The organism is Massilia sp. P1_C10 (assembly GCF_056406475.1).
Genome location: NZ_JBFUAC010000003.1, coordinates 190,834 through 211,781, shown reverse-complemented (window position 1 = coordinate 211,781; position 20,948 = coordinate 190,834). Strand labels below are relative to the sequence as shown.

General features: G+C 57.6%; 13 protein-coding genes and 1 tRNA gene. 9 read left to right on the top strand and 5 right to left on the bottom strand.

Features of this window, described 5'->3' with window-relative positions; translation table 11 throughout:
* Positions 1–49 precede the first annotated feature (49 nt).
* Both AC1D02_RS08565 and AC1D02_RS08560 read right to left on the bottom strand, forming a co-directional pair.
* Positions 50–2,266, bottom strand: coding sequence for a hypothetical protein (locus AC1D02_RS08565; protein WP_477315718.1), 2,217 nt, complete (start codon positions 2,264–2,266; stop codon positions 50–52).
* Positions 2,267–2,514: 248 nt separating this feature from the next.
* Positions 2,515–3,369, bottom strand: coding sequence for a c-type cytochrome (locus tag AC1D02_RS08560; RefSeq protein WP_477315716.1), 855 nt, complete (start codon positions 3,367–3,369; stop codon positions 2,515–2,517).
* Positions 3,370–3,558: 189 nt separating this feature from the next.
* Here AC1D02_RS08560 and AC1D02_RS08555 point away from each other — a divergent pair.
* Positions 3,559–3,634 (top strand) — tRNA-Arg (locus AC1D02_RS08555).
* Positions 3,635–3,822: 188 nt separating this feature from the next.
* Here the strand turns inward: AC1D02_RS08555 and AC1D02_RS08550 are convergent.
* Positions 3,823–4,149, bottom strand: coding sequence for a helix-turn-helix domain-containing protein (locus AC1D02_RS08550; protein ID WP_477315714.1), 327 nt, complete (start codon positions 4,147–4,149; stop codon positions 3,823–3,825).
* 87 nt (positions 4,150–4,236) lie between these two features.
* Between AC1D02_RS08550 and AC1D02_RS08545 the strand changes: the two genes are divergently transcribed.
* From AC1D02_RS08545 to AC1D02_RS08530, 4 genes are all read left to right on the top strand, one after another.
* A complete protein-coding gene (locus AC1D02_RS08545; protein WP_477315712.1) occupies positions 4,237–4,503 on the top strand; it encodes a hypothetical protein in 267 nt (88 codons plus the stop codon).
* 7 nt (positions 4,504–4,510) lie between these two features.
* Complete coding sequence (locus tag AC1D02_RS08540) at positions 4,511–5,713, top strand: LAGLIDADG family homing endonuclease (RefSeq protein ID WP_477315710.1); 1,203 nt, start codon at positions 4,511–4,513, stop codon at positions 5,711–5,713.
* 141 nt (positions 5,714–5,854) lie between these two features.
* The gene (locus tag AC1D02_RS08535) at positions 5,855–6,235 is read left to right on the top strand and encodes a hypothetical protein (RefSeq protein ID WP_477315708.1); all 381 of its coding nucleotides are present in this window, start codon (positions 5,855–5,857) and stop codon (positions 6,233–6,235) included.
* 285 nt (positions 6,236–6,520) lie between these two features.
* Positions 6,521–11,485, top strand: a complete 4,965-nt coding sequence (locus AC1D02_RS08530) for a DEAD/DEAH box helicase (RefSeq protein WP_477315706.1) — start codon at positions 6,521–6,523, stop codon at positions 11,483–11,485.
* A gap of 1,720 nt (positions 11,486–13,205) precedes the next feature.
* Here AC1D02_RS08530 and AC1D02_RS08525 read toward each other — a convergent pair.
* Together AC1D02_RS08525 and AC1D02_RS08520 are read right to left on the bottom strand one after the other, a co-directional pair.
* Positions 13,206–14,237 (bottom strand): PIN domain-containing protein, encoded by a 1,032-nt coding sequence (locus AC1D02_RS08525; RefSeq protein WP_477315704.1) that lies wholly within the window; start codon positions 14,235–14,237, stop codon positions 13,206–13,208.
* A gap of 62 nt (positions 14,238–14,299) precedes the next feature.
* Positions 14,300–14,863 carry a recombinase family protein gene (locus AC1D02_RS08520; protein ID WP_477315702.1) on the bottom strand — a complete coding sequence of 188 codons (564 nt, stop codon included), beginning with the start codon at positions 14,861–14,863 and terminating at the stop codon, positions 14,300–14,302.
* A gap of 371 nt (positions 14,864–15,234) precedes the next feature.
* Here AC1D02_RS08520 and AC1D02_RS08515 point away from each other — a divergent pair, with 371 nt between their 5' ends.
* The 4 genes from AC1D02_RS08515 (at position 15,235) to AC1D02_RS08500 (ending at position 20,933) form a co-directional block, all read left to right on the top strand.
* Positions 15,235–16,047, top strand: coding sequence for a hypothetical protein (locus AC1D02_RS08515; RefSeq protein ID WP_477315700.1), 813 nt, complete (start codon positions 15,235–15,237; stop codon positions 16,045–16,047).
* A gap of 103 nt (positions 16,048–16,150) precedes the next feature.
* On the top strand, positions 16,151–17,686 hold the full coding sequence (locus AC1D02_RS08510) for a recombinase family protein (protein WP_477315698.1): 1,536 nt from the start codon (positions 16,151–16,153) through the stop codon (positions 17,684–17,686).
* 150 nt (positions 17,687–17,836) lie between these two features.
* On the top strand, positions 17,837–19,372 hold the full coding sequence (locus AC1D02_RS08505; RefSeq protein ID WP_477315696.1) for a recombinase family protein: 1,536 nt from the start codon (positions 17,837–17,839) through the stop codon (positions 19,370–19,372).
* Between the two features lie 88 nt (positions 19,373–19,460).
* On the top strand, positions 19,461–20,933 hold the full coding sequence (locus AC1D02_RS08500; RefSeq protein WP_477315694.1) for a recombinase family protein: 1,473 nt from the start codon (positions 19,461–19,463) through the stop codon (positions 20,931–20,933).
* The last annotated feature ends 15 nt before the right edge of the window (positions 20,934–20,948 follow it).

The window sequence follows — 20,948 nt, the reverse complement described above, 5'->3', positions numbered from 1 at the left end:
CTAATAGAATTGACCCAGCCGATAGTGAGCGGCCGGGGACAGGCGATTCTTATCGAGGCATGATGGCGAATTGGGGTTGCGCGGCATAGTTTGGTTTGACCGATCGCGACATGAAAAGCGCCCAAGCGGCACTGCCACTTGGTCCGCCGGCGCGCGCGCTGTAGGCGAGCGCCGGCTGCAGGTTCGACGGGTAGCCTGTAGACTCCGAAGAGTAGCCGGTCATTTCACCCACTCGCAGCTGCAGATTTGCCGCCATCTCCGCGCTACCACAGGCCATAGCATGCAATTCCGGCGGTACACTGGACTGATATGCCTGTGCCATAGTGGCGTACACCGGTGCGGTAGCCGTATCGCGCACAACCATCCGATACATAGCAGCCTTGATCCAACACGCTCCTGGCGCCGTCATTCGCCCGATGGGGAATTTGGCTTTCCACGTCAGCAGCGGCACGGCCTTGCTGAAGCCCAGCTCCGCAGCGCGGCCGACTGCCGCAGTAAAGAAGTCGTCCTGCCATGGTGCGATGCCCGTGCCGTCGGCGTAAGCGTACACAGTGCCGTTGGCGATGAAGCCGAGTGAGTTCGCCGTGGCGTTGTCGGAATATTTGTTGTTGTACCAGTCCAAAGTATTCGAAAGGAAGGTGTCAAAATGCGACTTGAGAGAATCCTGGGTTGGCGAAATATATGCGGCCTCGCTAAGTGTACGCAAGCTCCAAGCCATGCCCCTAATCTGGTCTGAAATCAGCAAGCCCTTGATGTTCTCACGATAGCCTGGGTTGGAAGCGAAAACGTCGTACATGGCCCAGAACTGCAGTTCTTCCAGATAGTAATGATCGCCCGTGACCAAGTACGGCAGGTAGGCGAGCCCTGGCTGGTGCGAAGTGTCGTGCTGGTTCGGCGTTGTACACCCGCCGGCAGTTGCACAGGACGGAAATGCCTCGAATTTTTGCGTTGCAGGATTAAAGGTGTCGCTCTGGTTCCCCATAACAGTCATGTATGGGTAGTTCAACACGCTAATTGGCCGGTCGGTTTTCTGGTCGCGATAGTGCAACGACCAGCTTCCGGCAAGGTCGGCGGTACCGAGCATGCCGTCCTTAGCACGCTTATCCATGCTGAGCAGATACTGCGCCGACCAGCCTGGCAAAATACCAATGTCCGGGCGCGCGCCGGTTTCGGGCATGTAGGAACTGGCCAAGCCAACACCCATAGGCTCGGTTTTCGCGCCGGTATATTGTGCCGAGAGCGCGGCTAAGTTCGCTTCGGTCGTGACGACCGACTGATCGTAATTTGGCACTGCGAGCGACGCAATTAGGTACTTGCTGTTGTGCCGAATGTGCACTTGCGGCGCCTCGCCCCACCAGAACGTCTTGCGCCAGCGCGCGTGGTGGTAATGAGTCATTGCGCCCTTGTCGTAGACTTTTTGACCACCGACCAAGATTTGAGCGTCGTAGGTAAAGTTGCGCGGTGCTGCTTCATACGCCCAATCATTTTCCACCGTCACATCGACGCGCGCCTTGTTGGCCGCGCCGTACCAGCGGACCGCAAAGCGGGCCGCCAAATGCGGGTGCGCCACACCGGCGGCGGTTTTCAAAGGCGACGACACCTGCCATTCAGTGGCGGCAGGCCCTGCCAGCCAAGTCTTGTAGCCGGTCACCTTCAGCAGGTCGTCGGCAGCGACGCTGTAAGTCAGGCCGTCGACAATCACTTTGACGGATGCGCTGAAGCCGGCTGCCAGCAGAGTGGCTGGGGTGGCCGGAGTGGCATCCGACGTCGCCGCGGTGGTCCTGGCCAGTTTTAGCACGCGCACGTCGTTGACAGCCAGGTTTGGCAGCACAGCGGAAAAAATCGCGTGACGTACAGATCCGTCCGCGTGCCTCGCCTTGGCGTCCATTTGCAAGGGAATCAACGAGCCATCGGCCATTTGTCCGGCCACCGAGACACCGGCCAGCAGGTCGCCCGGCGCAAACACCTGGCCGAAAGTGACGGGAACATTCGATTGCGCGGTAGAACTCGTGCTCTCGAAACTCAGGTCCGTGACAACATTGCCGATCGTGCCTGGCGAGGCAATGGACTGCTGGGGAGGAACAGGAGGGGCTGTCGGCACCTCGGTCACGGCCGGCGCGGGAGCTGCGACAGGGGCGGACGGCGCGGCAACTACCGTGGGGGCCTGGGACTCAGTCTGACCACCGCCGCCGCAGGCGACCAGGAATAGGGAAGGAATCAGGGGCGCGAAGAGTCGGCGGCCGAAGGTGAAAATTGGTAGTTTCATCTGTCTCTCGTGGTTACGGTGCGGATGGATTCAAAATCTCAGCCGAGAGATTACCGTACGGAAATAGGTGCCAACCGGAAATTTTGTAACGAACTTTAAGATTCCACACAAATACAACGAGAAAAATGTGCTTTTGCTAGTTAATTTTGTCGATTTACATGCTCTGTTGTTAAGGGTGGGGCCGTTCGATGGGAAGGTCTGGACGAAAAAAAACCGCTCACCTGGAGCGGCTTTTACCATGGAGGCTGCTATTTCGCCGCATTGGCCATGTAGTCCACCGCGGCTTTAACTTCCTCGTCGGACGCCGATGAGCCGCCCTTCGGTGGCATCATGCCGGCCTTGCCCTGGAAGCCCTTGAGCGCGTGCTCGTACAGTGCTGCGCTGCCTTGCTTCAGCCGTGGTGCCCATGCCGCCTTGTCCGCGAATTTGGGAGCTCCGGCGATACCAGCGCCATGGCAAGCAACGCAAGAGGCGTCGAACAGCTTCTTGCCGGCGTCGGCCGCTTGTTGCGGTACTGCTGCCGGCGCAGCCGCGGCTGCCGGGGTGGCTTCAGGTGCCGCCGGTGCTGCGGCAACCGCCGGAGGTGCGCCGGCGGCTGGAGCAGTCGGTTCCTTGAACTTGGCGCCACCCTTGTTAGCCATGTAAACCACCGCGCGCGCCACTTCGACGTCGTCGAGGTCGGGATTGCCGCCCTTGGCCGGCATGGCGCGCAGGCCTTCGAGCGCATGTTTGACCATGCTGTCGTAACCTTGTGCAATACGTGGCGCCCATGCTCCTGCATCGCCGAGCTTCGGTGCGCCGGCCGCGCCGCTGGTGTGGCAGGTCGCGCAGACCGCGGTGAAAACGGCTTCACCCGACTGCAGCACCTTCGGTGCGTTCATGTCCTTGAGGGTGTAGCCTTCGTCGGCGACCGGACGCACACGCGCGGCGACCGCTTCAGCGCTCTGACTCTCGGTGCCGGCGCCGGTCAGCTTGGTGGTGGTGACGAACGACACCAGCAGGATGATGCCGACGACGGTGACGAAGAAGAAGCCCACGACAGCTGCGACCAGCTGCTTGGGAGTACGGATTGCGGATTCGTGGTGGTTATGTGCGTCGCTCATGATGTCCTTAAACAAGTATCGAAACTGCCCGGCCAGAGTCATTTGCTTGAATGTATGCAAACACCCGCAAACGGGCGATTATAGACTGAACATTCCTGTTTTGGAACGGAAATTGCCCGGCGCCAGATACTTTGCATGGACGTCGCGCAGGAAAAACTGTATCCTTCGCATCTCTTCAGAAATTCCAGCGCGGCTGTAGCTCAGTGGATAGAGTATTGGCCTCCGAAGCCAAGGGTCGTGGGTTCGATCCCCGCCAGCCGCACCAAATTCTCTTACTAAATCAATAGGTTGCATGCGAGTCACACTCGCGCGTGTTCGATGGTGGTCGTCGAGTTTCCGTCATGTAGGGGCGGTGTAGGGTTTTTTGGTCAATACTCATCCATAAAACGGCATTTTTGAGCCGTCCTTCGGTGCAGTTTTGGAATTTTCTTGCCCAACCAAGGGGCGGGGAGACTATCGAAGCAACTCAGCCGCGCGCTGTTGCAGGGCCTGCCGTTGAACCTCAGGCATGTCGGAGTACGCCAACATTATCTCGGCCAGCCGGTCGTCGCCGCAGTAAAAATATGCTGCGGGCACCCCCAGCACCTTGGCTAATGCCTCGACGAACTTATGTGGTGGTTCGTGGACGCCGTTTTCATACCGACTCATCCGCGCGCTTGCGGATGACTCCTCCAAGCCCGCCAAAACGCCCAACTTGTCTTGCGGCAGGTCCGAACGCAGCCTGACCTCGCGGAGGCGACGTGCAAACGTGGAGGGGTTCTGCGATGGGCGAAGCGGCATCCATCGATAATCGTAGATTGCCTTGTATATTTCTCTACGTTAATCGTAGAATTGGCATTCTTATTAACTTTTATTCCGGTGCGCCAATTGAAAAAATCCCTTATCGTCGCCTTCTTCTTGACCGGCTGTGCCTCTACGACCGGGATCGTCTCAATGGGCAAAGACACTTACATGATCGCTCGCGAAGACAACGGCCCTGCAGCATCGCTCGGCACGATCAAAGCCTCGACGTTCAAGGAAGCCGGCGCGTTTTGCTCGGGTCAGGGTAAGGCGATGCAAGTGACAAAGGAGAGCGACACGCCTCGTTCATTCGGCCAGTTCCCGGCGACCACGTTGCAGTTCACTTGCGTGTAAGCTAGGCATGCCGCGCGACGCCCCCACCGGCGGGCTGGCGCACGGGACCTGTATTTGGACGCCAAAGGGCTTCAGCCATATCGAGACCTTGCGCGTGGGTGACGCGGTCATCGGTGGCGATGGTAAGCCCTGCCGCGTCATCACAGCCTTTACAGTAGCTCGACAGCAGTGTCTGATGCTCGGGTTTGATCGCGGCGTAACAATCAAGTGCGCATCGAAACAGCCATGGTTGGTCTTGCACCCCGCTGCGCGCTTCCCGACCCGTCATAGCCATGGCAAGGTCGAGCCAAATCCGAGATTCGATCGTTGGGAGGTCCTGGAGACCCAGACGATATTTGCCACGTCGGGGACGTTCTCGCGGCCTCGTCGGCGTTTCCTAATCCCGGCGACAGAGGCGGTGCAGATGGACGCACAGGAAGTGCCACTTGATCCTTACCTGTTGGGGGTACTACTTGGCGATGGATGTCTCCGAAACGGCTGCACGTTTCTATCCACGTCAGACCATGAAATTGTCGAATCAGTCGCCGCAGCCCTCCCGAACGGTGTCGAAATTAGACATTTGGGCCGATATGACTACGGACTGGTCGTATCCGGCGGAAAGGGTCACGGGCAGGGCGGCGGCTTCGCCGGCCGGGGAAATCCGCTGACGAACTTACTTCGCGGCCTTGGGGTTCATGGCGCACTTTCGGCAGACAAGTTTGTCCCCGAAAGGTATCTTTTCAACTTGCCGGCTGTGCGATTGGCCATTTTGCAGGGATTGCTCGATACGGATGGCGGCATCGCGCCCACTCAAGGAGCCATTGAGTTCAGTAGTACTAGCCCATACCTGGCGTCTGCCATCGAGTACCTTGTCGCGAGCTTTGGCGGGAAATCGGTGACCAGCCGGCGCATTACGCGCTTCACAGATAAGTACGGCCAGAAAAAGGATGGCGCCGAGTCTTTCCGAATTAGAATAAGGCTGCCGCAGGTTGTCCCATTTCGATTGGGCAGAAAGGTCGAACGGCTGGTTCGGCCAGTGTCAACTTGCGACGAGCGGGTGTTGTGGTCGATGGAGGAAGCCGGCACCGCCGACTGCACTGCAATCGAGGTTGACAGTGCTTCCCATACCTTTCTCGTCGACAAAGGGGTTGTCGCCCATGACTGCACCATCCCGCTGGATAGATCGGACGTGCCGGGGTCGCAGTTGGTGCCACGGGCGATGCGAGCGTAGTCATGAGAGCGAGCTGGCGGATTTTTTGTCTGTCGCCGTTCAGACTGTGCGGGCGGATTCACCGTCGCGTTTCTGCCTTGGCGCCTTGTTCAAATAAATGCCAGCTCGTGCCGCATTAATGTCCAATTTGGTGGGGAGTGCATGGCAAATATTCAGTGGGAAGCCCTAAAGGCTTGGTTCGCGTTGAGCGTGTTGAAGCAGCCGGTCCACCAGCAGCCGCGCAAGGCATGCGAGCACCACGCGACCGGCTGTTACTTGTGCCCACGCGAGTATTGCTGCGGTGCGCTGAATGACCGTGACGACCCGGATCTGACCAAGCCCAGGCCATCGTCATCTGGGCGCTGCGTCTATCTAAACGGTGCTAATGGTCTCCTGCGCCTTCGCATGTCCCCGCGCGGCGCAAATGACCACTACACGCGGCAGGCTGCCGAACGCGGATATTCAGACATCTCGACCCGCGAAATGTGGACGGCGGACATCGACGGCATCGGTGATCACGGTTCGCTGGAGTTGCCCTTATGACCGGCGACTCCAATCGTGCTCAGCGGCAGACTCGGCACTAATCTCGTCGTAGTCCAGACATCGGCGCCAGCGAGCCGCTGGCTGGCTTCCAGTCGCTTCTGGTCCAAGCGATCGGCAATTTCCTTCATGTGCCCAGGCGTGCTCCGCCTTTCAGGGTGGCCGGCCGACCGTGGCTTCTCCACAATTTCCGGGAAGGTTTCCTCTTGGTAAGGTAAAGTATCGCCCAACCGTTGTCGATGACCTCGGGCGGTGGATTCGCTCGTGCATAAAAGGAAACTATCAAGCATGTCCAATCTGTCAAATCTTCTCGCTACCTTTCGGAACGCAGCGGTCAGCGAGCGCGAGAAAGGCACCTACTTTGAAGAGCTGATCGTTGCCTACCTGCGGAATGAGGCGACCTACCGTGACCTTTATAGTCATGTGTGGACTTACGCGCAGTGGGCCAAGCTACAGGGGTTGGATGGCCGCGACGTCGGAATTGACCTGGTAGCAAAGACGGCGGCCACCGACGAATTCCACGCGATCCAGTGTAAGTTTTACGCGGAGGACTACCGCGTCAGCAAGGGCGACCTTGACAGCTTTTTCACCGCATCGGGCAAGAAGCCCTTTAGTCTCCGCGTGATCGTCACGACGACCAGCAACTGGAACGAACACGCGAACGATGCGATGCAGGGCCAGCAGCCACCATGCATCAAGATTGACCTGTCGGCGCTTGAGTCTAGCCAGATCGACTGGTCGGTCTACCAGCCACGAGCGGCGGTGCAGCTCAAGTCCAAGAAGGTCCTGCGCGATCACCAAGTGCGTGCGCTAAACGCCGTCGACCAGGGGCTGGCGACGGCCGAACGCGGCAAGATGATCATGGCGTGTGGCACCGGCAAGACTCTAACCAGCCTCAAGATTGCGCAGCGGCTGGCAGGGCAAGGGAAACGGGTGCTTTTTTTGGTGCCAAGCCTGTCCCTATTGTCCCAGACCTTGACCGAATGGACGCAAGAGTCGGATATCCCCTTGCACAGTTTCGCCGTTTGTTCCGACACCGACGTTGGCAAGAAGCGCAAGAAAGACGACGACGTCGTTCAGACCTTTGCGCATGAGCTGCGCTACCCTGCCACGACGGAACCGGACCGACTGGCGCGCGCAATGTCCGCCCGCCACGATGCCGACCATATGAGCGTGGTGTTCAGCACCTACCACTCGATCGACGTGGTGCATCAAGCCCAGCATGCGCATGGTCTGCCCCCATTCGACCTGATCGTCTGCGACGAGGCCCATCGCACCACAGGCCAGACCTTCGACGACGAGGACGAAAGCGCGTTCGTCCGCGTCCACGATGCGGCCTATGTTCGAGGTGCCAAACGCCTCTACATGACGGCCACGCCGCGCATTTATGGCGAGACCGCGCGTGCCACAGCGGACCAGAACAACGTCGTCTTGTGCTCGATGGATGATCCGGCCCTGTACGGGAAGGAGCTGTTCGTCATCACGTTCAATGAGGCCGTCAAGGCGGGCCTGCTGGTCGACTACAAGGTCGTCGTGCTGGCCATGGACGAAAAGCACGTCAGCAGCCGGATCCAGAAGCTGCTCTCGGACGGCGACAATCAGGTCAAGGTAGAGGATGCGGCCAAGATCATCGGATGCTGGAAAGCCTTGAGCAAACAGGATACTCATGACGACCTGGCGGATGACGAGACACCAATGAAGCGGGCGGTTGCGTTTTGTCAGGTCATCGAATATCAGGGCGCGGGTGGCAAGACCCATAAAATCAGCTCCAAGAAGATTGCCGACATGTTCGAGGCAGTCGTCGAGGAGTACAAGGCGAACAGCGACGAGGACGACGGTGCAGCTGCGACCCTCGGGTGCGATGCGATGCATGTCGACGGCAGCATGTCAGCGTCGGAGAAAGAAGACCGCCTCAACTGGCTCAAGGCCGACATCCCCGACAATACGTGCCGCATCTTGAGCAACGTGCGCTGTCTATCTGAAGGGGTGGACGTTCCGTCGCTGGACGCCGTGTTGTTCCTGACGCCGCGCAACTCCCAGGTCGACGTGGTGCAGGCCGTCGGGCGCGTCATGCGACTGGCGCCGGGAAAACGGCGCGGCTACATCGTGCTGCCGGTCGTCATTCCATCCGGGATGGAGCCGGACGCTGCGTTGAGCGACAACAAGACATACAAAGTGGTCTGGCAGGTTCTCCAGGCGCTGCGCTCGCATGACGACCGCTTCGATGCGATGATCAACAAGCTCGATTTGAACGGCGTAGACATCCAGCGCATGGAAGTCATTGCGGTGAGCGACAAGATCGCCCGTAGAACTAATAAAGATGGGAAGGAAAAAAAGGTACCGGGGCGTGGCACGAAGCACATTGGCACGCTGGGTAAGTCGAAAGGTAAGGGCGACGCGGAAAAGCAGATGGGTCTGGAATTCGAGATCGGCGAGATCGAGCGCGCCATCTATGCCAAGGTGGTCCAGAGGTGCGGCAACCGCTCGCACTGGGAGGACTGGGCTGTCGATATCGCCAAGATCGCCAAGACGCATATCGCGCGCATCGAAACGATCTTAGAAAATCCGTCGAACGCACGCGAGCGCGCCGCGTTCGACGGTTTCGCAAGCAAGCTGCGTGACGATCTGAACGACAGCATCAGCGATCCCGACATCATCGAGATGTTGGCCCAGCACCTGATCACCAAGCCGGTGTTCGACTCGCTCTTCAGCGAACACAGCTTCGCCAGCCATAACCCGATGTCCATAGCGATGCAGGATGTGCTCGACCTCTTGCAGGAACACCACCTGCACAAGGAGGCCGACACTCTCCAGAAATTCTACGACAGCGTGAAGCTGCGAGCCGAGGGCATCGACAACGCGGAGGGCAAGCAGAAGATCGTGGTGGAGCTGTACGACAAGTTCTTCTCCAAGGCGTTCCCCCGTCTGCGCGACAAGCTGGGTATCGTCTACACTCCGGTCGAGGTCGTAGACTTCATCATCCATAGCGTCAATGACGTGTTGAAGGCCGAATTCAAGCAGACCTTGGGCAGCGATGATGTCCATATCCTCGATCCGTTCACCGGGACGGGCACCTTCATTACCCGGCTACTGCAGTCGGGCCTCATGACACGCGAGCAGATTAGAAAGAAGTATCAAGACCAGATCCACGCGAACGAGCTGGTGCTTTTGGCGTACTACATCGCGGCAATTAACATCGAGTCCGTCTACCATGGCCTGGTTGGTGGCGAATACGTGCCCTTCGGCGGCATCTGCTTGACCGACACGTTCCAGATGTACGAGAAGGAGGACCTAGTCAACGCGCAGCTGGAGCAGAACAGCGAGCGCCGCAACCGCCAGAGGAAGCTGGACATCCGGGTGATCATCGGCAATCCGCCGTACTCCGTAGGGCAAGGCGACGCCAACGCCAACAACCAGAATGTCGCGTACCCGCATTTGGACGATCGGATTCGCGGCACCTACGCCGAACGGTCCAATGCCACCAACAAGAACTCGCTCTACGACAGTTACATCCGGGCCATCCGATGGGCGTCGGACCGCATCGGCGACAGCGGCGTGATCGGTTTCGTGACCAATGCGGGTTTCGTCGATGCCAACACTACGGACGGCCTGCGGCAATGCCTGGCGGAAGAGTTTTCCAGCGTGTACGTGTTCCATCTGCGTGGCGATCAGCGTACTTCTGGAGAACAGTCCCGCAGGGAAGCGGGCAAGATCTTTGGTAGTGGAAGCCGGGCGCCAATTGCGATCTCGCTGCTGGTGAAGAACCCGAATGCAGCTGAACAAGGTCGTATTTTCTTCCACGACATTGGTGACTACCTGAGCCGGGAGGAGAAGTTGGAGAAGATCAACGGCTTCGCCAGCATTGACGGCATCTCGACCGCCGGCGGCTGGCAGATCATCGTCCCGGATGAGCACGGTGACTGGCTGAGGCAGCGAGATAACAGTTTTACCGATTTTGTTGCGATGGGGGACAAGGGCGGCTCCGCGTCTCTCAAGCTGTTCGTCAATTATTCCAGTGGAGTGAAGACCCAGCGTGATGCTTGGTGTTACAACGCCTCCAAGGAGGCAGTCGCGGCCAACATGACGCGCATGATCGGCTTCTACAACTCCGAGGTCGCGAGTGTCGAGGCCGCCTGCGCCGGACTCGACAAGAAGGCCCGCGATGTGCACGTCGACACTTTTGTGAACACCGACCCGACAAGGATCAGTTGGACTCACGCCTTGAAACAGGAGTTGAGGAAGGGGCGGGAATTCTCGTTCGACCCCACTTGCCTGACGCCGAGCCTCTATCGTCCCTTCACCAAGCAGTGGCTTTACTACAACCGTCGCTTCAACGAGAGGGTGTACTTGATGCCGACTCTTTTCCCGGACGCCGACGCGCTGAACCGCGTCATCTGCGTCTCCGGCAAGGGAGACAAGGTCGCCTTCAGTGCTTTGATAGCCGACACCGTGCCGAGCCTTCATATGGTCGACATCGACGGTTCGCAATGCTTCCCACTCTACGTTTACGAGGATGCGGCCGAGAGCGAGCCTGCCACCTTCCAAGGCGCGCTGTTTGAGGAGCCGCCAGCCGCCAGTCGCCAGCGGCGCGATGCGCTGACCGACGAGGGACTGGCCCATTTCCAGCAGGTCTACCCGGGAGAGACGATCGGCAAGGAGGACGTGTTCTACTACACCTACGGCATGCTGCACTCGCTGGAGTACCGTTCGCGCTACGCCGACAATCTTGCCAAAGAACTGCCGCGCATTCCGCTTGTGAAGCGGCCGATCGATTTCTGGGGGTTCAGCAAGGCAGGCCGGGACCTCGCCGAGCTTCACTTGAACTACGAATCGTTGAAACCCTATCCGGCGAAGGTCATCGGGCCTAACCAGCCAGAGGACTACCGGGTCACGAAGATGAAGTACGGCAGGGAGGGCAAGGAAAAGGACCTGACCACCTTGCATTACAACAGCAAGATAACCGTCACCGGGATCCCACTCGAGGCATACGAATATGTGGTCAACGGGAAGCCGGCACTCGACTGGGTGGTGGAGCGCCAATGCGTTAAAACCGACGGCGACAGCGGCATTGTCAACGACGCCAACGACTGGGCCGATGACACCATGGACGACCCGAAGTATCCGCTCGATCTTTTCCTGCGGGTGGTCACGGTCAGCCTGGAAACGATGAAAATAGTTCGCGGGTTGCCCGCCCTCGTGCTGGCTGACGGCAACGCGCAAGTAGCGTTAGAAGTGTCGAAAGTAGCGGCATGACGTATAGGGAAGCGAATTGACGTGAATAGGACGACATCCTGCTACCTTGCCCTTATGGATAACACCCCGAATCGAACTCAGTGGCGTGTCCGTCTCGGCCGCGTACTCTTTAATCTTCGCTGGAAGCTGTTCGGCAATGGCCACAGCGACTACCGCTGCCTGACTTGCCGAATGCCAGTCAGCGGCGATGTCGTTGATGATGGCCCGAAGCTCACCCTGCGAGAGGTGCGTCGCCGCCGGCGTGATGACTGCTAACCGGCTGAGCGCCTAGCCTTGCGCTGGAATGCAGCACGCGCAAGGTCGATGCAAACGCTGAGATCGCTGGGGCGCAGTAGTGGGCAACAAGAGCCGCCGAAAATTTTTTCGTTTTTTATGCCGAAAAATTTTTGAGGCGCGGACCTATAGAACTGCACGAGAGGCCGGGGTGGCCTTCGGCCTCCCCCCGCGGGGGTGGGGTGGGCGCGCGTGCCAAAGCGCCTCAACAGCGCCGAGAGCGTCGTACGGCAGCGCTGCAACCGTGCCCGCAAGCGCCCACATTGCGCTGCACTTGCGGCCGAATCGGACCACTTGGCCGGTGTCGTGCATGCGGCCTAGTGCATCAATGGCCACCTTGTAGGGCAGGCTGGCCAGTTCGGCGCATCTGCGGCCGGATACCGGCTTGCCGGCTCCCTCCAGGCCTTGGTGATCGCTTGGCGAATCACGCCGGCCGCTCCATATCCCTACAGCGCGCCATGCCTTTGGGCGCTCCGCTGCCGGACCAACTTGCGCGTGCAGTCAAGCTTTTCCAGCCATTCGCGGGCCATTTGCCTTGCGCGGAGATCGCGGTGTCCGCTACGCTTTTGTGCACCAGCACCCGCTGTCGATCTTGGCAGTGATCCATTTGCCCTATTCCTGATTTAGGAAGCCGCAAGGCCTGTGGTTGAGGGCTATCCGCGTAATCTGTGTAGAAAACCGTGTGAAACGGTTGAGATTGGGTCGGTCGGTGGGTTGGTGCGCGAGGTGTGTCGGTGCATGACTAGAGGCGGTCGGTGGTAGGTCTGGGAGGTGGGTGGGTAGGTTGGTGCTGCGCTGGTGACGGATAGGCTATGTGGATCGCGATGAGATCGGCAGGGCGGACGCGCTTGAGGTCGGAGGCCGGATAGGTAGGTGGGTAGCGCGGTTCGTCGAGTCAGGATTTATTCTAAGCCAGCTCTTTTTGATTCGAGCAAGTTAATTTTCGCCTTCGCTCTACGTTGGCTTTAAAGTCATCGCTGTCGAACGAGCCGGGCGAACCACTTCAAATCCGTAGAATTCAGGAGAACATACCTGGATTTCGCATGCATTAAGAGAACGGCCCAGGGAGGTGGCCGTCATAGGGGAAATAGTACAAATAATAGGTAAAAATATATATTAATTCTCTTATTCTCTACCCCTTCCTTTTTCCTTCTTTTTCTTCCCTTACCGGACGGGGGTGCCCCACAGGACCAGGGAGAATCGTAGAATTTGGAGCAAAGTGAGTACCCATGCGGGTTTCAAGAGGTCGGGACGGTAGAATTCGCAGGAGAATCGGAAGAGAGGGACCAGCCATGCGGCGGTTCGCTCACATCACATCGACAGAACGGCGACAAGACCTCCACAAGGCATCGGTGTATCAATTTGGCTACACGCGGTCGAACCAGCAGTTTATAAATGACCTGAGAAGTAGTATCACGACCCGAATGTTGGATCGGCGCGCTTCGCGCTAGGTGTACAGCTCGTCCCAGTCTTCGCCGAGCATCCAGCGAAGAGCGGAGAGCTTCCCATTTATCATTCCCCACTCGAAGTCAGTCCATGGGCCGTAGTTGCCTTGGCCAAGCTCGCGTTCCGCCCTCCTGGCCGCCTTGAGCGCCCCTTTCCAAATCTCGTCAATGATGTGCGTTTGGGTGGATAACCGCTTCTTATCCCACTGTTCGCGGCTAACAAGCCTGAGCTTACCTTTCTCGATCTGCCAGGCGCGATACTTGTGGCGGTTGTACCAAACCTGAGTAGTCAGCAGGTCCATCGCGCCGAGAATATCACTGAGGCTACGGGGTTCCTGTTCCCACTCTTGCTCCCACATCGCATAGGTGACCCGCGTGGGATCAATGCGCCGCAAGCACTCGACCAGATTGATGAAATACATCGACTTGATTTTCGAGAACGACCCCGCCAAATCGGCGTGCGGCAGCTTCTGATTGCCGTTCGGTAGACTAAAATCATGCTTATTGTGCGTGACGAAGGCGAACCGCTGACCTGGCGCCCCGCTAGTTCTAACGCACTCGAAGTACGTCTCGATCAACATCGCGTCAGCCATCGAATTCTTGTTCTCGTGATGGCACGGGGCCTTGCGATGCAGCGCGCGGTCAGCAGCTAGTATCTTGGCCCTATCGCTCACCTCGATGCAGGTTGCCGCTGCTAGAGCCGTATCAATTCTTGCCAGCGTGCCTTCCGCCGCTCCGCCGATAATCGGAATGCGGTGATCGACATCGGACAGGTACCCGAGCACAGCTTGTTTTTGCTTGGCGTTGCCGTCAGCTCTGCGGACGGCATCCTTGACGAGGTTGAAATGCGTTGACAGGCTCTTGGCGCTAGATTTTGCGACCCGGCTGCGGTTCTTGCGGAATTCCGTAATCACGATGCGCGGCACGATCAAGTTCACCCGTCCTTCAGCGATCAGCTCAAGCAACAGATCGAGCAACGGAGTCTGCTTTGGGTCCTCGGCGAAGTCCAGCCACACACTGGTGTCGATTAACACGTTGAACATCCGTCTTACCCTCGCGTTATTGGTTGAATGGGGCAGCTATCCTTCCGATTCATCTACACCCTGACTATGGTGAGCACTGTAGCCCTGGAAACGCCGTAGAGCTTCGCAAGGGCGCTAACGCTCTGCTTGCGCGCATACCCTTCCATCATCGCCTTGCGCTGCTCTGGCGTCGTTTTAGCTGGTCTCCCGAGCGTCTTGCCTTCGGCCTTGGCGCGAGCTAACCCCGCCTGTGTTCGCTCCACAATCAGGTCGCGCTCCATCTCTGCCACGGCCGCCAACATGGCCAGCATGAGCTTGCCAGGTGTCGAGGTCAAATCGAGCTTGCCGAGCTGGAGGACGACTACCTCGACGCCTAGCGCCGCCAGTGCCTTAATTGTCGCCAACACATCCGGCGCATCACGGCCGAGGCGGTCGAGCTTGGACACCACCAAGATGTCCTTCTTTCGCAACTTGGCCAACAAGTCGCCGAAGTGCTTGCGCTGCGCGGCGTGGGCCTTGCCACTGACCGTATCGGCAAACCAGTACTCCACAGCGTATCCGGCCCGCTCGATTTCGAATCGCTGGTTGTCAGCGGTCTGTTCAGCCGTGGAGACGCGCCCGTACCCGAAAATTGCCATGATCCGCTCCAGTTCGTTGTTGGAAAACGGTATCAATATAAATCAACATGTTGATATATGTAAAGGCTAATTTTCTGACTGTCAAATATTGGTGTGTAGATAGGTGTTGAAAACCGGTCGTTTTTTGCCTTTATCCGGGATCGGTCACAACGTGCAAGTGTGGCTGCGCGACCAGCAACAAGACCTGCCGGTTCACAGATGCCGCGCCATGTCAGCGTGTCTCATCTTCATGCTTTTTTTCGCAACTGAACAGTTGTTAAAGAATTTTAGCTGACGGTTTATGTTAGCGTGGTGATAACCCTTCTGTTGTCTACCAACAGGCGGCCGGCCGTCGAGTTTGTCGTGGCGGCGTATAGCGCGAAGGAATTAATATGCCCCGTGTATATGCTCCCGGAGACCTGTACGAGCCTGGTGAATTCGCCGCCGCCCTCGCGATAGGCGATTCGTGGTTTTGGTACCCGAACAACAACATTTTGGGTACGCTCGTACATCATCCAGATATCCGGCCCGAACACTCGTTCATTCAAAATCTCGGTTTCAACGGCGCAGAACTTCAGGACTATGTCGGTGCTGGGAGACACGCCAAAGCAGTGCAGCATTACCTCAGCCCGAATTTTCGCCATGGGTTTGGAGAGTTCTATATCAGCGGCGCGGGGAACGACGCAGTCGATTACGGTTTGGCGTTATCGGAGGATTGCAGCGGAATCTCTGATCCAAAGGCGTGCCTTGATGAAGCGCGCTTGGATACATTGCTGCGCAAAATCTCCACTGCTCTGGGTGGGCTGATTCATGACATTCGCTGGGCGTACCGAAATGATGCAGCAGCAAAGCAGCCGATTTTTTTTCATGGGTACGATTACCCTGTCCCCGACGGGCGCGGATTCGCAGGACGAACGGCGTGGCTTAAACCTGCAATGGATGCATCCCGCGTTGACCCGGACCTGAAGTTTCGAGTTGCTGTGGCGCGGGCGCTGATAGATCGCCTTAACGAAGAAGTTTTCATGCAATTCCATTCGCCGCAGAACCAAGTTGTACATATCGACAGCCGCGGCACCTTGTCCGCCTCTGGGGCGACCTACAAGAAGGATTGGACGAACGAGATGCACCCGACAAACAGCGGGTTTGCTGAGATCGTTGAGCAGCATTGGATCCCGGAGTTAGCGAAGTTCGGGATTGCACGTTGATCGATTTTTTGACGTCGCAGCCGCTTGCACTACGCATGACGTACTGCGGACCTGGCGACACCCGGCCCGCCGTCGTGGGTTGTGGGATTTTGAGGTGGTTTTGATGCGCGTCGATGTGCTCGCTGATGATGACTTAGACTTGCCGCAGACGCGGGCGGCATTGTACGTTCGCATGTCGACCGAGAATCAGAACTATTCCACGGACCACCAGCGAGCGACGATTCAGGAATATGCCACCAGAATGGGCATGCGGCTGGTCCGCGAATATGCGGACGAGGGGAAAAGTGGGCTTGGAATGAAGGGCCGGGCGGGACTGTCGCAGTTGATTCACGATGTTCACTCGGGTCAGGCTGACTACTCCGTGATTGTTGTATACGACGTCAGCCGGTGGGGCCGGTTTCAAGACATTGACGAAGCTGCCTACCATGAACATACCTGCCGTCGTGCCGGAATACGTGTTGACTATTGCGCAGAGCAATTTCTAAACGATGGGTCGCCATTCGGGGCACTCCTAAAAAGCATCAAGCGCACCATGGCCGCAGAGTACAGTCGAGACCTCTCCGCCAAGGTCTTCAATGCGCAATGCCGATTTATTTCACTCGGCTTCAAGCAGGGTGGCAGCGCCGGGTACGGCTTTCGTCGAGTCGCGATTACGGACGCAGGCGTCGTACGCGGGATCCTCGCACATCTAGATCGAAAGACAAAGGTCACAGATCGCGTCGTGCTTGTCGCCGGCCCCAAAGAAGAAATTGCGCTCGTGCGCAGAATCTACGCCCTCTATCTCGACAATGGCATGAGCGACGCTTCGATTGCGAGGCTGCTGAACGTCGAGCAGATCCAAAATGAATTTGGCACCCGGTGGACGCGAGCACTCGTGAATACCATTTTGACAAATCGAAAATACGACGGAGCGCTCGTCTTCAATCGAAAATCGTGCAAGTTGTCTAGTGCCCGTACGTCGAACTCTACCGATGCGTGGATCATCAACGAGGGTGCAATTGAAAAAATCCTGCCGCCAGAAATTTACGGACGTGCCCAGATCGAACGTGCCCACCGCGCACAATCGTTTGATCCGATCGACCTGCTTCGGACCCTACGGTCGTGTTACCAGAGGCACGGGAGGATCACCGCTAAAATCATCGTCTCGGATCCTTCCGTCCCGACTCCCCAAACGTTCGCCCGATACTTCGGATCATTGGCTAAGGCTTACGAAATTGCCGGGATTACGAACGTGAGTCCGCATCCCTTTGTGGAAACGAAGCGGAGGATAAAGGCGTTTCGTGAGTCGATGTTTGCGGACGCGGGCGTGCTCATCAGGACGTCCGGAAAAATCATCCAAGAGGCGCCGCACTTAAAGATCCTGACAATCGATGGCAGCGTGCGCGTGCGGGTCGAAACGGCGACCTGCCGGCGCGCTGATCGTGGGATACCTTACTGGCAGATTTTCCCTTTCCCAGACGTGGACTTCACTTTGATCGCCAGGTTTGATTTCAAGAACCAGACAGTGCTTGATTACTTGCTCATCCCCGCTCGTGTCCTGTCCCGGGGGGCGATCTACCTAAGATTGAAGACACCGCTCCCTGCCGATTGCATGCAATTTGCTTCGCTCGACGCCGCTTTCGGAGCGCAACCAGCGTAGGCGCCGAGGGCGGAGCGCGTGTTAACCAAGTTCAGCTGGTGCGCGTGGCAAAAAAGCACTGCCGGACGGAAGCGCGAAAACCTGTTTGTAAAATGGCGGGGGCGAGCCAACGGACCCAAACGACTGAAAACAAGGTGAAGGAGTCTGGACATGTCAAACGCGGCCGGCACTATAGCTGCTGATGTTGGCGCTCCCAAACAGCGGGTAGCCAGTTACGTTCGCATGTCGAGCGACAAGCAGGATTGCTCAGTGGACCTTCAAAGAGCGAAGATCGAGGAGTACGTCAGCAGTCGAGCCTGGCTTGTAGTAAGAGAATACGCGGACGATGGGAAGAGCGGACTTCTCGGCGTCAAGGGACGCCCTGGGCTATCGCGGCTGATGGCTGATGTGCTTTCCGGTGCAGCAGACTTCTCGGTCGTTATTGTCTATGACGTGAGTCGTTGGGGCAGATTCCAAGATGCGGACGAAGCGGCGTTTTATGAATACACCTGCCGACGTGCTGGAATCGACATCGCATATTGTGCGGAGCATTTCTCGAATGATGGCTCCCCGATGTCTTCTTTGTTCAAGGGCGTCAAACGGATTATGGCAGCGGAATACAGCAGGGAGCTTTCCTCCAAGGTGTTTGCAGCACAGTGCCGCTTGGCGCAAATGGGCTACAAACAGGGCGGGCCGGCGGGTTACGGACTCAGACGCCTTTCTGTTTCAGCGGATGGCATTCCGCGACGAATCTTAAACCGCGGCGAGCTGAAACCAGCAGCAACTGACCGGGTGGTGTTGATTCTCGGTCCGGCCGACGAGGTCGCCATAGTTCGCCGAATTTATTCGCTTTATATCGATGCGCATTTGACGGATGCCGGTATTGCCGGGTTGTTGAATTCCGAGGGGATCGAGAGCCAACCCGGCTGCGCTTGGTCGAAGCACCACGTCGTCACCCTGCTGACCAACTTGAAGTATGTCGGGACGCTTGTTTTCAACCGGAAGACATGCAAGCTATCGGCGCGGTGCGAACACAATCCTTCCTTCAAGTGGATCGTACAAGAGGCGGCGTACGAGCCGTTGGTTTCACCTCAGCTATTCAAGGCAGCGCAGGATGAACGGCGCCGGCGCCGCGCGGCCGTTCCGCAAATGTTAGAGATGCTCAGGTCGTACTTCAGAGCGCACGGGAAAATAAACGAACGACTGATTGATGAGGATCGCACAATGCCACACTCTTCCACTTTCGTGCGACGCTTCGGATCACTTTCAAACGCATATCGACTTGCTGGGATCTCCAAGAGCGCTGACTGTAAATTCGCAATCACTAGGCACGTGGTCCAGTCAATTAGAGCAGAGCTTTTCGCCGAAAGCTGCCGCCTGGCTGATTCCCTTTGCCTGCTGCTTCACATTGATCCGCTTAATTTTGTGTTCACCACGAGCAGCGACGTTCGGATTCGAGTGCAGACGGCAGCGTGCCGGAAAAGCGAGGCGCCATTCTGGATGATCACTGCGTACGCGGAGGCCGACTTCCTTTTGATTGCCAGACTGGACTGCAACAACCGAACCGCCCTCGATTACCTCGTGATCCCTACTCATTCCCTTCCATCGGGCCACATCTATTTGCGTCCCACATGGCCGCTCCCGTCGGGCATCCTCCAATTTCGTTCTCTCGACGAGGCGTTCGGATGCCCAGTTCGTGAGACTTGAGCGATGCTGCCTTTCTCTCAGGTCATTGCTTTGGATCATCGCTCTGAAAGGTTGGCTCGTGACTCGAATTCCCCCAGACTGCCGCGCAGTGACCTACATTCGTATGTCCACAGAGCGTCAAATATATTCGCCCGACCATCAACGAGCAAAGCTGCAAGAGCACGCGCGCGATCTGGGGCTGACGATAGTCGCGGAGTACCTCGACGGCGGCAGGAGCGGCCTCAGCATCAAGTCACGGCCGGCGCTATCAAAACTGCTCTCTGATGCTCTCCGTGGCGACGCAGGCTTCGCGACAATCTTGGTATACGACGTCAGCCGCTGGGGACGCTTTCAGGATGTGGACGAAAGTGCCTACTACGAATATGTCTGCCGGCAAGCTGGCGTTCGTATCATCTACTGTGAGGAACCCTTCGCGCACGATACCTCGCCGTTGGGGGCCTTACTCAAGGGCATTAAACGCACCATGGCTGCGGAGTACAGCCGTGAACTATCAGACAAAGTGTTTTCGGCGCAGTGCCGTTTTACGTCGCTAGGGTTCAAACAAGGAGGCTCCGCCGGTTTCGGACTACGGCGCATGACGGTCTCGGCCCTCGGGGTGCCCGGTCGAGTGCTCGTGCAGGGTGAACGGAAAAGCGTCCCGACGGACCGCGTGGTCTTTATAACGGGACCCAATGCCGAAGCTCTTATCGTCCGGCGAATTTACTCGATGTACATCGACGAACTGCTCTCGGATACCGCCATCGCTACGCGGTTGAATGTAGAAGGGGTGCGAAGCGAACAGGGCGCCCCATGGTCCAACTACAACATCAAAAATATTCTCACAAACGAGAAATATTGTGGCACCCTCGTTTTCAACCGTAGCACCCAGCGGCTGCGAACCTCACGGCGCCCGAATAAGCCAGAATCCTGGCTGAAGACCCTAAACGTGTTTGACGCGATCGTCCAGCCGAAGCGATTCGAGGAGGCCCAAACAGAAAGAGCGCGACGTCGGCGCCATTGGTCAGACGATGAGATGCTTCACGGACTCCGTGAAATTTTTGTTGAGAGTGGCCACGTTACCGCGGACCTGATCAATGCCCGCGATCTACCGTCCGCTTCGTCGTACGCCCACCGCTTTAATGGCCTTGTGGCGGCATTTGAGGCGGCGGGTGTTTCAAACCTATCGCTGTCGCGCGCGACGATTACGCGGTATCGTCTACGTTGCATCACCAAGGATCTGTGTCAGGAATTTGAACGGTGTGCCGCGCTGGCGGACGCTTTGGCGGAGCGCGTCACCCCTCGGACCTATCGCGTCAAAAACGTCTTAGTCCGCATTATCTGCACTCGATGCCGATATGAGCGTAGTCATCCGTGCTGGAAGGTGACCCTGCGCTATCTGACCGAAGTGGACTTCGTCCTCTGGGTTCGGATGGATGAACTAAACGAGCTGCCCGCGCAAATATACTTGATACCGTTGGCGTCATTTCCCGACCATCGATTCGTTTGGCCCTCAACGCGAACCTTGCCAACATACGAACGATTTACGCATGCATCTCTCCGCCATTTGTTCGGTCTGATCTAAGAACAGCGCTTGCGA

What these genes read in the sequence shown, in the direction of transcription:
- AC1D02_RS08565 (WP_477315718.1), bottom strand. Translation starts at nt 2,266, where the DNA reads ATGAAACTACCAATTTTCACCTTCGGCCGCCGACTCTTCGCGCCCCTG.
- AC1D02_RS08520 (WP_477315702.1), bottom strand. Translation starts at nt 14,863, where the DNA reads ATGGCAATTTTCGGGTACGGGCGCGTCTCCACGGCTGAACAGACCGCT.
- AC1D02_RS08550 (WP_477315714.1), bottom strand. Translation starts at nt 4,149, where the DNA reads ATGCCGCTTCGCCCATCGCAGAACCCCTCCACGTTTGCACGTCGCCTC.
- AC1D02_RS08535 (WP_477315708.1), top strand. Translation starts at nt 5,855, where the DNA reads ATGGCAAATATTCAGTGGGAAGCCCTAAAGGCTTGGTTCGCGTTGAGC.
- AC1D02_RS08505 (WP_477315696.1), top strand. Translation starts at nt 17,837, where the DNA reads ATGTCAAACGCGGCCGGCACTATAGCTGCTGATGTTGGCGCTCCCAAA.
- AC1D02_RS08530 (WP_477315706.1), top strand. Translation starts at nt 6,521, where the DNA reads ATGTCCAATCTGTCAAATCTTCTCGCTACCTTTCGGAACGCAGCGGTC.
- AC1D02_RS08515 (WP_477315700.1), top strand. Translation starts at nt 15,235, where the DNA reads ATGCCCCGTGTATATGCTCCCGGAGACCTGTACGAGCCTGGTGAATTC.
- AC1D02_RS08510 (WP_477315698.1), top strand. Translation starts at nt 16,151, where the DNA reads ATGCGCGTCGATGTGCTCGCTGATGATGACTTAGACTTGCCGCAGACG.
- AC1D02_RS08560 (WP_477315716.1), bottom strand. Translation starts at nt 3,369, where the DNA reads ATGAGCGACGCACATAACCACCACGAATCCGCAATCCGTACTCCCAAG.
- AC1D02_RS08540 (WP_477315710.1), top strand. Translation starts at nt 4,511, where the DNA reads ATGCCGCGCGACGCCCCCACCGGCGGGCTGGCGCACGGGACCTGTATT.